The following is a 14,162-nucleotide window of genomic DNA, read 5'->3' as shown; positions in this document are numbered from 1 at the left end:
CTCACTTATTTAATATATTACATCAGGTTATTTACTTTTTATATTTTTTATTGCTTTTAAAATGTCGTCTGGGCGCTGAAAAACTGCCATATGATCGCTATTACTTAGAGGTATATATTGCCCACCCGATTGCTCACTAATTTGCTGGCTCCATAAAGAGCCCTCTTGTTGCCATAATACTAAATTATCGACGAAGTCAGGTTCTGCATTTTTAATATCATACGATTCAAAATCAGTATCTATAACGGAGATTGGAGTGGATGTGGCTATATCGGCACTAATAACACGATTTAAATCATCATGATAATTCATAATCTCTCTTGCTCGTGTTACTTGTTTATCAATTTGAGTACGGCTTTGGCTTATTAAATCAAAATACGGCCAATCCATTTCTGCTTTATACTGTGAAGGGATGAGTGTTTCGGTCGCTGTACGTTCATCAGTTAATTTATCTCGAGTCCTTTGCGTCCAATTACCTTCTTCTATATGTGTGATTAAGGTATCACCTGCATCTCTATACCAATATACGGGCCAATCTTGATACAAGCTAATAGAGTGTGGCAGCAAAACATCGGGGTCAATCCACACCATACCGTTAAGGCTAGTTACAAATTGTGAATCAGGTGAATTTTGCCATAAATGAGCCAAAATATTTGCACTGGCAAAGCTAACAATAATTAGCTCCTTTTCATTAAGCAGTCCTAACGTTTTATCTAATGCAGGCACAAAAGAAGCATACGATGGTTGCTCAGCAGGGCTACTAAAACCGCTTCCAAAGCGTTCTATGACGTGTACACGATGAGTTTTTGCTATCAATGGCTGCAGTAAAGCAAACCAAGCACTGTCACTATGAAAGTTTTTATTAAAGCCCGATAAAAGAATAATCGCGGGCCCCGAATGTTCAAGGCCCATGCTACGTACATGTACATCGTTTTTTTGTTGTTGATCAACGCGATATAATTTTGAGTAGGTATCGAGTTTAGTTTTACTTACTGTATTAAAAAAGCTTATTAATTCATCCGTGGTGTTAAAACTACTAAATTCCCAACTATGCCCACCTCCTTCAATTGCTACCAATTGGTTGATATAGCTATCATTTTTAAATGTATATTTAGCGATTGCCTGACTTTTTTCTAATTGTACACCCGAATCAATACTGTTTTCTTTGGCTATTAGTTCAATAGCAAGCCTACTTGGGATTAATCCAAAATTTGAATGAGTTTTACCTTCAAAGGGTAAAGTCTGATCATTTGTGCCTTGTACCATCATGTAGTTGGTGTGATTTACTATCTCGCATCGTTGAGACAGCTGCTCTGACATAGGCGAGGCAACTGATGCTATGGCCGCAAACCTTAAACTACTATTACACATTAAATTTTGTGTAAATAAACCTCCTTGAGAAAACCCGACCGCAAAAAGCTCTCCATCAATAATGTTGTATTTAGCTTTAACATCATCAACAACATTTTCGACAAACATCAAATCATTAATGCCTAATCGATGGGGTTTATTGCAATCACATCCTTCATTCCACTCTTCAACTTTTGATTGTGGGTAAACAACTATATAATTTTCTGATGCAGATTCAAACGCAGCCATACTCTGCATATTTTTAGCGCTCTGCCCAGAACCATGAAAAGCTAATAAAAGCTTATAAGATTTTTTTGTATCAAAGTTATTACGTGGTGTTGCCACATAATAACTTCGATTTTTTAATTTAACTTTAGTTAAACCCTTGGGCTGGGTACTTGTTAAACTCGAATCCTTATTAGTACCATTACAACCGGCCATTAATAATGTGACAGTCATTATTTTCAATAATAAATATAAATAAGTACGCATCTTCTCTACTCTCATTAAATATGAGTTGGTAGCAAATCATATACTTATTTGTTGTTGCCATAGTTGACGCTTATGTTTTTGTTATATTTATGTTATGTTTTAAAAAGCAATGTAATTTCAATATGATAGAGAACCCTATGGCTGTCCATATTTCTGGTGTTATTTTTGACGAAGAGCAGCGAACATTAAAAAATGACAGTCAAACTAGAAAACTTGAACCAAAAGTATTCAGTTTATTAATTACTTTACTAGCAGCTAATGGGAAAATTGTCACTCGCGACCAACTCATAGTTGAAGTCTGGAATAATCGGGTTGTAGGTGAGGGAGCGATCAATCGAACCGTGTCTTTATTAAGAAACCATTTTTCAGCGTTAACTAATGAAAATATTATTGAAACTGTCCCAACTCATGGGTATCGGTTAGTTGCTACTGTAACGAACACAGATATTTCTCACGATGAAATGCCTGTTGAGCAAAAGGTTGCTTTTAAAAGCCCATCATTCAAGAAACCTATGCGCAATATCAAAAAAGCATCAATTATTGCAATTATTATAACTCTGCTATTAATTACCCTTTTTAGCACACTCTTCAAAGTTGAAAACTTAATCACGCCAAATAAATTATCACTTGTTAGTGCGCCATTGATTGGTTTGCAAGGTAGAGAATATAAGCTCTCGGCCACCCAATCTGGGGGACTCATTTTGTTCCATCACCTTGATGAGGATGACCGTCAATCGGTTTATTTATATGATACAAAAACACATACTCAAAACAGTGTACTAACAAATTCGTTGGCGACGATAAGTGCTGATGGAGAATATATCGTTTATGCAACACACATTGATGAACAATGTTTAATTTCGACTTATCATGTACACACTAAGAAAAAGCAGTTTTTATTTTCATGTGATGAGTTCCCAACCTCACTAGCTTGGGGAGAAAACAATACATTTTACTTCAATAAACGTTTTAGTAAATCTCATCCATATCAAGTATATAGCTATAATATAAACACGAGTAGATTAAGACAAATTACAAATCCAAGTAGTAAAAATAATACTAAGGGCGATTTTGATTTCTCCTACAATAACCATAGTAATCAACTTGCTATTGTTCGTTATATAAGCGAAAACGACTCAAAAATAATTATTAAAAATGAAGAAGATAAATTAAACGAATACGTAGTTAATCTGCGTGTAAAAAGTCTTGTATGGCATTCTAAAAACAATACTTTAGTTATCGCAAACAACAACACTATTTTCTCTTTAGAAGCCGCTAGTGGTGAATATTATTCGATAAAAAAATTAGATTTTACAATTAACTCTTTAGCTATTATCCCAGCTAAATTGAATGCCTCGCTATTAGTAAGTAGCCTTAATGTCGTAAGCGAAATTGTAAAATATAACACTATTAACAGCAGTCAACATGTGTGGCAGCAAAGTGCGCGCACAGAGCTGCTTCCTCGTATGCGGGCAAACATTCAAACTTTTTTGTCTACGCGTTACAAAAGCCATCACTTTTGGAGAGTTAAAAACGACGAGGCCCAATTAATTGATATCGATTTACCCTTTGATCTACAGTTTGTACGCTACGAACTATCTGATGATGGCAGCCGTATTTTATTTACTAAGCACGGCGATGTTTTTGAACTAGATTTAAATAAAAATGCCTATCAAAAAGTGTTTACTAAAAATCACAATAGCTATGTTGCTAATTACGACGCACAAAATAACATTATTTATAGCACAAACGCTTCTGGACAATGGCAACTGTGGTTGTATCAACGAAGTACCGATACACACAGTCAATTAACTTTAAATGGGGGTTATAGCGGCAGAATCGTAGATCAATACCTCTATTACTCTAAATTTAATGTAGATGGTTTATGGCGTAAAAATTTAACAACAACAAGTGAAGAACTTGTTATTAAAAACTTCAATCGAATCAACTGGCTAAACTGGCAACTTATTGACCACCAATTATACTTTTATCGAGAAGCAACGGGAATTTGGACTTTTAATATCAATACTCAAAAAGAGAATTTGATCATGCCAAAACCTGATGGTTTTGTTCACCAATATACAGTGGCACCTGATCAGCAACATATATTCTGGGTACGCCTAAAAACCATTCAAGGTGATATTTATCAATATACCTTTTAATTATCGTTTTTAAATATAGGTGTGTGTTTTTCAAATATAAAATAATAAAAATGCTTTACTATAAACTGTTTAGCAATACATATGTAAATAAGTAAACTGCTTACGCTCCTCGTATTTATGTATTTTTCAGTCCTGCAACTGGTCTTACCGTAAACTAATTGTAAATAAAATAAACAAATATGTTGACCATTTGCGTACTCCACAATATCATTTGTAAGCGCTTACAAAACACATTTACAAATGTAAGCGCTTACAACACAAAAATACATAGATCGTAAAACAATTAATCTGACAATAATCTGTTGAAACCGGGGTTCAGTTATGAACATTGAAACAACGCACATTACACGTTTACTTGCCGCTATCTCTTTAGTTACGTTAGCTGGCTGTGGTGGCGACTCTGCCACTAAATCAAATTTTGAAAATGTAGATGCCTCTGAACCAGTATCAGATTGGCAAATGGTTTGGAGCGACGAGTTTGAAGGCTCAGCCATTGATACAAACAAATGGAACTATGAATTAAACTGCAATGGCGGTGGTAACAACGAGAAACAGTGTTACACCGACAGCGAGCAAAATGCATTTATTGCAGACGGTGTGTTAAACATTGTTGCCCTACCCGCTGAAGAAGGTGCAGAAAAACCTTATACTTCAGCACGCTTAAATACGCGTTACAACGCTGACTTTACGTATGGTCGCTTTGAAGTGCGCGCCAAACTTCCATCAGGACAAGGTAGCTGGCCAGCATTTTGGATGCTGCCAACAGATGAAGTTTATGGCACTTGGCCTCGTTCTGGCGAAATAGATGTTTTAGAATCAGTAAATCTTAAAACACCGGATGAAGACGGTGGAATAGAGTCAAGCATCCACGGCACACTTCATTACGGACGCGCGTGGCCAGATAACAGCTCTACGGGCAAAGAATTTAAATTCCCTGAAAATACTAACCCGGCAGATGATTTCCACACGTATGCTGTTGAATGGCAAGAAGGTGAAATTCGCTGGTACGTAGACGGTTACCTTTATGCAACTCAGCGTCAATCAGAAGTTCGTACTAATGCAAGTGACGAGGCTGTAGGTCTAAAACACCGTGGCTGGTTTGCAGAATATTTTGAGCAAGGTTCTGGCGAGCTTGAAACTCACTGGGATAGCGCACCATTTGATAAAGACTTTCACTTATTGCTAAACCTAGCAGTAGGCGGCGACTGGCCTGAAAACGTTAATGATCTAGGTATAGATGCTAGCGCATTTGAAAACGGCCAAACCTTTGCTATTGATTACGTACGTGTTTATCAATGTGCATCAAACCCTGAAACAGGTAAAGGCTGTGAAACTATTCGCCCGGGTTACAATAGCCTAGAAGATGCATTGCTTGAAGGCGATGCACCAATTCCTAGCCCACCTTCGACAGGCATTGCAACACCACTGACTATTTTTGGTGAGTCATTTAATCCAAATTGGCCTGCATGGGATTGTTGTGGAGGATCTACTCCCGCTATTGTTGCAGATGAAACCCAAGGTGATGTAGTTGAATTTGTAGTAGGTGCAGAACCCACTGTAATGGGCTTTATTAGCCGTGAGATTTTTATTACTGACGAAGAAGGAAAAGCCAGCCCGTTTGATGCTTCTCCAATGCTGGATGAAGGTTACGTTCGTTTTAAAATGAAAGTAACAAATGCACCAGGCACTGCTGATGCAGCTTGGCTTGTAAAACTTGAAAGTAATGAAGGTTCTAGCGCATTAGAAATGCCGATTACAGATAGCATTGAAGGCGTAAGTCCTGTTGTTGGCCAATGGCAAACTTATACATTTTTATTAAAAGATCTAGATGCTGCAAATTTAGATATTAGTGCAATTGATGTGATCATGGTGTTTCCAGCATGGGGCGCAGGTGAAGGCGCTGTTTATTTAATTGACGATGTTGAGATTACTCAAGATAACTTAGGCGTATCACCTGAGCTTACTATTTTTACTGATGAGCAAAATCTAGCATGGCCAATGTGGGATTGTTGTGGTGGCTCAACCCCTGTTGAAGCTATGGATGATGAAGAGCATGGTTTAACCGCAGAATTTAGCATTGGTGCAGAGCCTACTGTAATGGGCTTTAATAGCCGTACATCGTCAGGTGGCGCAGGTGAATCGTTTGATGCTAGTAGCATTTTAGATGAAGGCGTTATTCAATTTGATTTAAAAGTAACATCTGCACCGAGCGACCCAGCAACACCGTGGTTATTTAAAGTTGAATCAAACGAAGGTGACTCTGCAGTAGAGCTTGAATTAACGGCAAGTGTTGAAGGCGTAGCGCCAGTTACTGGCGAGTGGCAAACATATACGTTTAAGCTGTCTGATCTTGCAGCTGCTGGCTTAGATGTAAGTACTATAGATGTACTAATGATTTTCCCAGCGTGGGGTGCAGGTGAAGGCTCTGTTTACCGTGTAGATAACGTTAAGATTTATAATCCAAATGCAGCGCCAGCTGCAACGGGTGAGCTTACTGTATTTAAAGATGCACCTGCCGATCAGTGGAGTATTTGGGATTGTTGTGGTGGCTCTACACCAACAACAGAAACCGATGATGACGCGCATGGCGCAGTAGCGCAATTTAGCATTGGTTCTATTGCTACAGTAATGGGCTTTATTGCTGATGAAGACGTATCGTTCGATGCCTCTGCAATACTTGAAAATGGTGTAGTTCAATTTGATATGAAACTAGTCTCTGCGCCTTCAGATATTGACGCACAATGGCTATTTAAAATTGAATCAATTGGTACATCGAGTGCCGTAGAGCTTGCTTTATCTAGCAGTGTTGAAGGCCAAGTACCTGTAACGGGCGAATGGCAAACATACACCTTCCCTCTTCAGCAATTATTTGATGCCGGCTTAGACATTAGCGCATTAAACGTAATTATGGTTTTTCCTAGCTGGGACATGGGCGATGGCGCGCTTTACCGTATAGACAACGTGATTATTGCAAATCCATAAAACACACACCAATAGGCGCTTAGCGCCTATTGCTACACAACAACATTTTATAAAGCAGAGCTATTATGAACACATTCAATTTTAAAAAGAGCCAACTTGCGGCTTCTGTGTCTCTCATCATTGCTGCGAGCACATTAAACACAGCTATTGCGGCAGAAGCAGAAACAAGCGTTTCATCTGATGTAGAAGTTATTGAAGTAAAAGGTATTCGTGGTTCACTTATTCGTTCTATGGATATGAAACGCGACTCTTCTGGCATTGTAGATGCCATTTCATCTGAAGAAATGGGTAAATTCCCAGATACCAACTTAGCAGAATCATTACAACGTATTACCGGCGTATCGGTGAGCCGTGCAAACGGTGAAGGTAGCCAAATTACAGTACGTGGTTTTGGCCCTGAGTTTAACTTAATTACCTTAAATGGCCGCCAAATGCCGGGCACAGGTTATACACGTTCGTATAACCTTGAAAACATCGCCTCTGAAGGTGTAAGCGCGCTTGAAGTATTTAAAACTGCACGTGCAGACGTGCCAAGCGGTGGCTTAGGTGCAACAGTTAATATTTCTACTGCGCGCCCTTTTCAAAAGCCGGGTCAGAACTTTTCAGCAACCGTTAAAGCAAACCACGACTCGTCAAACGAAGCTGGCGATGACGTAACACCAGAGTTTTCTACTGTTTACAGCAATACTTTTGTAGATGACACTTTTGGTTTTGGTTTTTCGTTTTCGCACCAAGAGCGTGACTTTCAAAAACAAAGTGCCAATATTCAAGGCTGGCAAGCAAACGTAGACCTACCTGATTTAGATAGCAGCAACGTTGTTGATAACCGTACAGATACATCAGGTAACTACTACCTCCCTAAAGACATGAACTACTCTATTGAAGATGTAGAACGTGAACGTACGAACGGACAAGTTACTTTTCAGTTTGCACCGGTAGATGGCTTTGTAGCAACACTTGATTACACCGCAAGTAAAGCTGTAACAGGTTCTCAAAGTATTGGTTGGGGTATTTGGAACGACTTTGGTAGCAATATTAATGGCTACGAACTAGATGAAAATGGTACAGCTGTTTATGCTGATATTAGCGGTAACGATGCATCATTCACAGCTAATAAAGGTACTACAGAAGTAAAAGCGCGCTCTCTAGGTTTAAATCTAGATTGGGAAATTAACGACACGTGGCACGTAGAGCTTGATTACCACGACTCTAAAAACGAAACTGATAACGGCGCCGACAACGGGCTGGGAAGTGCCGGCCAAGTAATTTTAGGTTCTGATCAGCTAGCTAATAAAATTTATGATTACCGTACGGGCGAAGTACCCAGTGCACAAGTTAATTGGTTAAATGGCACAAGTGAATTAACGCCTGGCGAAATTGATTCAAACTTTAGTCAGTTTATTCATTCACCAGGTGAATCAAACATTGAACAATTACAGCTGCATACGACATGGTATAACGAAAGCTATGACATTGGTTTAGTTAAAGTTAAATTTGGCGCATCACGTACAGAACAAAACACCGGTGGTTACACCGCGTGGAGTGGTTTAGTAGGTGGTCCAGGCTTTAACCCATCGTATACAGAAATATTCCCAGATAGTATGTTTACCCGCAACGATACATCAGGCCTTTTAGATCAGTTTGATGGCGGCGGCAGCGACTTACAACCTGGTTACTACTATACCTATGACTTTGACGAAGCTGTTGCGCGCCAAATTGCGTATTTAACGGCTGATGTAACGGGTGGCGATGCATATACAGCTAATGCATACGCAGACGGAATAGATAGCGAGAGCTACGTAGAAGAAATCACTAATAGCTTTTATGTTCAATCAAGCTGGGAATTTGACGTAAGTAACTACTACGTAAAAGTAAATGCAGGCCTACGCTATGAGCAAACAGACGTAACAAGTACTGTGCGCCAACGCGTTGAAGATCAAGTTAATTGGATCAGCGCTTCAGAGTGGATCATGCAATACGCTGCTGGCGGCGATGATAACTTCTTAGAGCAACAAGGTGATTACGATGTTTTACTGCCTTCAATCGACGTAAGTGTTGATTTAACTGAAGACGTAGTAGCCCGCGTATCTTGGGGTAAAACAATGTCGCGTGCACCACTAGGTAATCTAGCCGGTGGTCGTAGTTTAACAGGCAGCCCAAAACCAGGTTCTCGTACAGGTGGCCAAGGTAATACAAACTTATTACCGTTTGAATCAACAAACCTTGATTTATCACTTGAGTATTACTACGCAGAAGGCAGCTACGCATCTGTTGGTTACTTTAAAAAAGATGTTGATAACTTTATTCAAACCACCATTACGCAAACCACTATTGATGGCTTGCACGATATTTTAAACGGCCCTCGTTACTTACAAGCCGTAAGCGATATTGAATCACGTGGCGAGCAAGCAACAACCGACGCTATTTTTGCACAAATGATTGCCAGCGGTTACGGCAATGCAAATGGCGTTATTGAACCAAACAGCGACGATCCGCTAATAACATGGAATATTAGCCAACCACAAAACACCGACAGTAAATCGGTAGATGGTTTTGAAGTAGCTGTTCAGCACTTAATTGGTGAAACCGGTTTTGGTATTGGTGTTAACGCAACATTTGTAGATGGCGACGTTGAATTTGATAGCGAAAGCCTTGATCAACAAGCACCACTTACAGGCTTAAGTGACTCAGCTAACTTCCAAGGCTTTTACGAAAAAGACGGCCTATCAGTTAAAATTACTTACGCATGGCGCGACGCGTACTTAATTGGTGTAGGCCAAGCGCAAGGTTCAGCTGATGCGCCTCCGCAATATGCTAAAGCGTATGGCCAATGGGATATGAGCGTTAACTACGATGTAAACGAAAACGTAACGGTATTTTTTGATGGCATAAACTTAAATAATACCACCGAAGAAGGTTACGGACGTTACGAAGAGCAATTCTTATTTGCTAATCAATACGGTCCTCGTTACTCAATTGGTGCTCGTTACACGTTCTAAACTATTTCCTAGTTAGAAGGTTAAGCCGCTTGTTACAACAAGCGGCTTTTTTTATAGCGTTTTTATTTGCTCAAGCAACACATTGGTTGTCCAATCAAGGCCGTTATACGCCACATCGGGTTTGTAAAAATCCCCTGCCCCTCGCGCTCTGTTTACGTATACTTTGTTAGGTACAATAACTTTGCCTAAGCCTGAAGGTAAATCAGCTAAACGTACCTCCATATACATAGAATGAGCACTACTTGGTGCACCAAATAACGTTGTATTTTCAAAAAGCTTAAACTTATCAAGTGCATCTAAACAAGCACTAGCACATTGCGGCGGAACAATAACAAACACCTTGGTTTTAAAGTCACTCACTAAAGGTGTATGTGGTATGTTATTTAGCGTATTAGTCTTTTCTTCTACATAAAACGGGGCATCATTTTCAAGTGATAGAGCCATGCCAGCAGCGACGGTTTTAAGAGTTTTCAGTACTTCGGGTTGATCTTTTACAACGCTAAATAAAGACTCTACATAGTCAGTATTATCTTTTGATGCTCTCCACCATACTTGCGTGTTTTGAGAAGTATTATTTGCTTTTTGCTCTACTACTTTTTGGCCCCATAATCCTTTTGCTATTTGTGAGCTCCAATAAGATGAACCACCTTAGTTATGGCGCAAATCTAATACCACGGCTTTTGCAGTAAGTAACTTGCTACGTTGCTGTTGTATTTTTTCAAACACTTTATTGTAGGCAGCAGTTTGTTTATCGGTTGATGAAAAGCTAGGCATAGCAATCCAACCAATGTTTTTTTCAGGCCACGTTAAATCAATGGGGAGTTCATCACCGTTATAAGCATTTTCTAAATGCTTACTTGCTGACTTAGGCTTTACTGACCAATTTAGTGCTTGTGTATAGGTATCACCATTGGCTTTAACAAATTCGCATTCTTTTAGGGGAGTTAAAAATGGATTACCCTCGTCAATTAGTAACCGCCAACCTTGCTGCCACCAGTGCCCAGGTTGTGCCACTTCACCATGAAACTTAAATATTCTCTCACGCATTAAGGTATCAGTGCTTTGCCTATCACATTGGCTTACAACCTCGCCTTTGCTAATATTGCTGGCTTCGCTGTAATACACTTTTAGCGCATCACCTCGCCAAACAGCACTAAAGCCTGGCCAGCGGCGCGCGGGTCTATCTACGCTTGAAAACGCACCAGCATGACCATCTTGTAACATAGTGCTAAAGCGTGCAATTGCCGCTACATGAACTTGCGGACCGCTCGCTTGTGACGAGAGTGCAAGTGCCTCTGCTTTTGCTTGTTTTAATAAACCAGGGAAAGTTGGGTTATTAACATCAAACATACCCGGGTGATTTTGTGCAGTAATACTATAAGCGGCCTCAATATCTCGCTCTGTTATGCTGCGCCACTGCTCAAATGTAGTGGGTATAACGGGCTTTTGTTCAGCATTTGCAACAGAGGATAATAGTAAAGTTGGGAGTAATACATAGTTGATTATTTTTGTTTTTATAGTCATAAAAATCCGTATTTAGTGTTGTTATGTGGCTATGCATTCAACCTTTTTGACATAACCATTACGTCGATATTACGAAAATTAACGCATTCATCTGGTTTCCAGCCCAGCTTTGCATATAACCCCCCCGATAGGTCTTCTGTCTGTAAGTGCAGGGTTTCTACTCTTAATGTAATCGCAATCTCTTGAATTCTTTTAATAAGGCTTGCTGCAACGTTATTACCTCGATATTTAGGTTCAACATATATACCCGCCAACCAAAGCTCTTTATTTGGATAAATGGACATTTGATTAAGCTTTATTTGTGCAGCACCTAAAAGTTCTTCGCCATCTATCGCTAAAATGACCAATGGAAACTTAGTTTTATTAAGGCAAGACTGGAGTCTTGAAACAAATATATTATCTAAGGGGTTTTCGAGAAGGTGCCCCCATTCTTCAAAATACCATTCAGCTACTTTAGGAATTTGATCTTCATGATCAGCTAGATAAACAATTTCCATTTTATCTCCAGTACAGTGAAAGCCATATAACGAGCCTATAGATTAACTCGTTTTTTATTTTTTATTAATAAACAAACCATAGCTGAGTTCCTATTTTGGTTCAATCTATTGCTCTACTTTTACCCAGCATATAAAAAAGAGTTTAATGTTGTTTTAATTAGCATTTGGGAATGGATTACGGGTGTTTAAGTGGCTTTTATTTAGACTAAAAGAGCAAGGTTTATGATGAGTGTCTAGTTTGATTTTATTCGGCGACTACTGATAAAACCATACGCATAGCCCAATAAAATAATTTTAGCATTACCGAAGGCGGATACGCCGCCGTGCCCGTTTTGTTGTTGTTATACCACGCGTCAAATCCCGATAAATCGAGCTTATTTTCGATGATATAACAAAGGGCATATTCAAAGGTTCCCGGCAGAATTTGCTCAGCGAAATTGATAGGAATGAATTTATTTTGACAGGATAAGTCAGGCTTAACTTCTCACCCAAAGAAAGTGCCATAACGGTTTACCATAGGTGAATAATATCTATTAGATCATAGCGAATAGATGGATTAAAGGTTAAAAAAACAATCAATTAAATATAGTAAGATACGTTCCTAGAAAGAGTAATTCTACAGCCTCAACGCCGAGTTAAGGTGTGAGCAACGCAATACCGATGCCGCCGCATAACACCTTAACCACTAAAACCAACGGATAGTAAAAATGCCGCGTGTTGTGAATCACTCTTAAACAGTTTGCTATGTTTATTTTCTTGGCCATGGGTTATCAGGTTCAACATGTATCATAGGTTTGTCATCAGAGCCCTTTCCCTGACTGCGCCCCTTACCACTAGGAGTACCCCGCCACGGACCCTTACCTGAATCACCACGAGATGCTTTACCTCGCCCAACACCGTCTTTATCGCTACCTTTCGTAGAGCCTTTACCTACGTCGTTACTTTCTTTTTTTGACATCTCAGATACCTTTTGGAACAAAGAAGCTTTCAGGTGGATATGCTTTGAGAACTTCATCGATACATTTTGTTTTTACTGCTTTTTTTTCAGTGCTTTCAGGAGACTTACTGACTAAAGTCGCTTGTTTTTCCATAATTTCATTGAACTTAATTTCGTGAGTTTCATTGTATTCCCTAGTCGTACTGATACTCACTTTTAGCTGTATCAACTCATATGATAAAACTCGATATTCGCTAAGTACTTCTTCATATAGACGCACTCTTTTGGTTATACCTAAGATTGGTTTCGCAACAGATATAACCGCCGAAATGACCAAAAATACTTGCCAAAAAACACCACCCAGACCGTCACTCCACAAAGTTAAGCCAGCTATAGCAGATGTCGAGGCTGTTGCAGCGATAGTAAACTCCATTAAATTGTTAATTCGTACATACTTTTGGAGCCTGTATCCAAAGTATTTCTCATTCAACTTTGCTGTTCGTAGCAAGTCATATACTTCCCAAACGGGATGCCTCTCTCTCAAGTTACCTCCTGTAAATATAACGAGCCTGTAGATTAACTCGTTTTTTTATTTGTTTTTATTGATTAATAAACCATAGCTGAGTTCCTATTTTGGTTCAATTGATTACTGTATTTTTACGCAGAATATAGAAGTATTTGATATTGTTTTAATTGGCGTTTTGGAAGGGATTAAGAGTGCTTGAGTAGCTTAAATTTAGGTTAAAAGGGCTTCCCCTTCTTAATGTATCGTATTTTGCAGCTTTTCTATATTATGAACAAGGTAATACAGCTGCCGCACAATAAATTAAAGGCATTCACTTTCACCAGGCCCCGTAAGGTCAATTTATTCATGCCTTAAATCACTGTAATATTCCGCTTTCTATTTGAAGAAAAGTAGGCTCTATACGGTCAAGTCATTTGGCTTTCTTTAATAAACAGCTGTTGTCGAGCAATTGGTCTGTCTATTTTTACTTTCATTTTGTCTACATAGCTCAGCTTTTTGTGTGATTCATTATTTATAAACACTAAAGGCAAAAAGAAAGACCTGAGCCAAATTATTAAGGCTGTACTTAACATTTTTCTTAAGTACTTAACTATGACATCCGTGTAGGTAACAAAGGAGCATCTTCCCTAGAAAAAACCAAAGGTCAGCGCGCTCTAAAATAGCAGCGCACTATAAGTAATATTTTATATACAT

7 protein-coding genes and 1 pseudogene are annotated in these 14,162 nt (G+C 39.1%); 3 read left to right on the top strand and 5 right to left on the bottom strand.

Annotated elements, in window-relative coordinates; all coding sequences use genetic code 11:
- Nucleotides 1-27: 27 nt before the first annotated feature.
- Nucleotides 28-1,809: an alpha/beta hydrolase gene (locus GQR46_RS07245; RefSeq protein ID WP_165740559.1), complete on the bottom strand. Its 1,782-nt coding sequence runs from the start codon at nt 1,807-1,809 to the stop codon at nt 28-30.
- A 170-nt stretch (nt 1,810-1,979) separates the two neighbouring features.
- Here GQR46_RS07245 and GQR46_RS07240 point away from each other — a divergent pair, with 170 nt between their 5' ends.
- The 3 genes from GQR46_RS07240 (at nt 1,980) to GQR46_RS07230 (ending at nt 9,985) form a co-directional block, all read left to right on the top strand.
- Nucleotides 1,980-4,004, top strand: coding sequence for a winged helix-turn-helix domain-containing protein (locus GQR46_RS07240; RefSeq protein WP_165740558.1), 2,025 nt, complete (start codon nt 1,980-1,982; stop codon nt 4,002-4,004).
- 321 nt (nt 4,005-4,325) lie between these two features.
- A complete protein-coding gene (locus tag GQR46_RS07235) occupies nt 4,326-6,986 on the top strand; it encodes a glycoside hydrolase family 16 protein (RefSeq protein ID WP_165740557.1) in 2,661 nt (886 codons plus the stop codon).
- 65 nt (nt 6,987-7,051) lie between these two features.
- A complete protein-coding gene (locus tag GQR46_RS07230; protein WP_165740556.1) occupies nt 7,052-9,985 on the top strand; it encodes a TonB-dependent receptor in 2,934 nt (977 codons plus the stop codon).
- A gap of 51 nt (nt 9,986-10,036) precedes the next feature.
- Here the strand turns inward: GQR46_RS07230 and GQR46_RS20540 are convergent.
- The 4 genes and pseudogenes from GQR46_RS20540 to GQR46_RS07200 form a co-directional block, all read right to left on the bottom strand.
- Nucleotides 10,037-11,509: pseudogene (locus GQR46_RS20540) on the bottom strand (S41 family peptidase).
- A gap of 29 nt (nt 11,510-11,538) precedes the next feature.
- Nucleotides 11,539-12,006, bottom strand: coding sequence for a GNAT family N-acetyltransferase (locus GQR46_RS07215; protein WP_165740554.1), 468 nt, complete (start codon nt 12,004-12,006; stop codon nt 11,539-11,541).
- A 748-nt stretch (nt 12,007-12,754) separates the two neighbouring features.
- Nucleotides 12,755-12,964, bottom strand: coding sequence for a hypothetical protein (locus tag GQR46_RS07205; RefSeq protein ID WP_165740552.1), 210 nt, complete (start codon nt 12,962-12,964; stop codon nt 12,755-12,757).
- Between the two features lies 1 nt (nt 12,965).
- Nucleotides 12,966-13,451: a hypothetical protein gene (locus tag GQR46_RS07200; RefSeq protein ID WP_165740551.1), complete on the bottom strand. Its 486-nt coding sequence runs from the start codon at nt 13,449-13,451 to the stop codon at nt 12,966-12,968.
- Nucleotides 13,452-14,162 lie beyond the last annotated feature (711 nt).

Source organism: Pseudoalteromonas sp. Z1A6, assembly GCF_011378745.1.
Lineage (GTDB): Bacteria > Pseudomonadota > Gammaproteobacteria > Enterobacterales > Alteromonadaceae > Pseudoalteromonas > Pseudoalteromonas arctica.
The sequence above is the reverse complement of the archived record's forward strand: the minus strand, read 5'-3'. Positions and strand labels throughout refer to the sequence as shown.

Excerpts from the sequence above, each read along its gene's own strand:
- GQR46_RS07230 (WP_165740556.1), top strand. The coding sequence starts at position 7,052 with ATGAACACATTCAATTTTAAAAAGAGCCAACTTGCGGCTTCTGTGTCT.
- GQR46_RS07235 (WP_165740557.1), top strand. The coding sequence starts at position 4,326 with ATGAACATTGAAACAACGCACATTACACGTTTACTTGCCGCTATCTCT.
- GQR46_RS07245 (WP_165740559.1), bottom strand. The coding sequence starts at position 1,809 with ATGACTGTCACATTATTAATGGCCGGTTGTAATGGTACTAATAAGGAT.
- GQR46_RS07205 (WP_165740552.1), bottom strand. The coding sequence starts at position 12,964 with ATGTCAAAAAAAGAAAGTAACGACGTAGGTAAAGGCTCTACGAAAGGT.
- GQR46_RS07215 (WP_165740554.1), bottom strand. The coding sequence starts at position 12,006 with ATGGAAATTGTTTATCTAGCTGATCATGAAGATCAAATTCCTAAAGTA.
- GQR46_RS07240 (WP_165740558.1), top strand. The coding sequence starts at position 1,980 with ATGGCTGTCCATATTTCTGGTGTTATTTTTGACGAAGAGCAGCGAACA.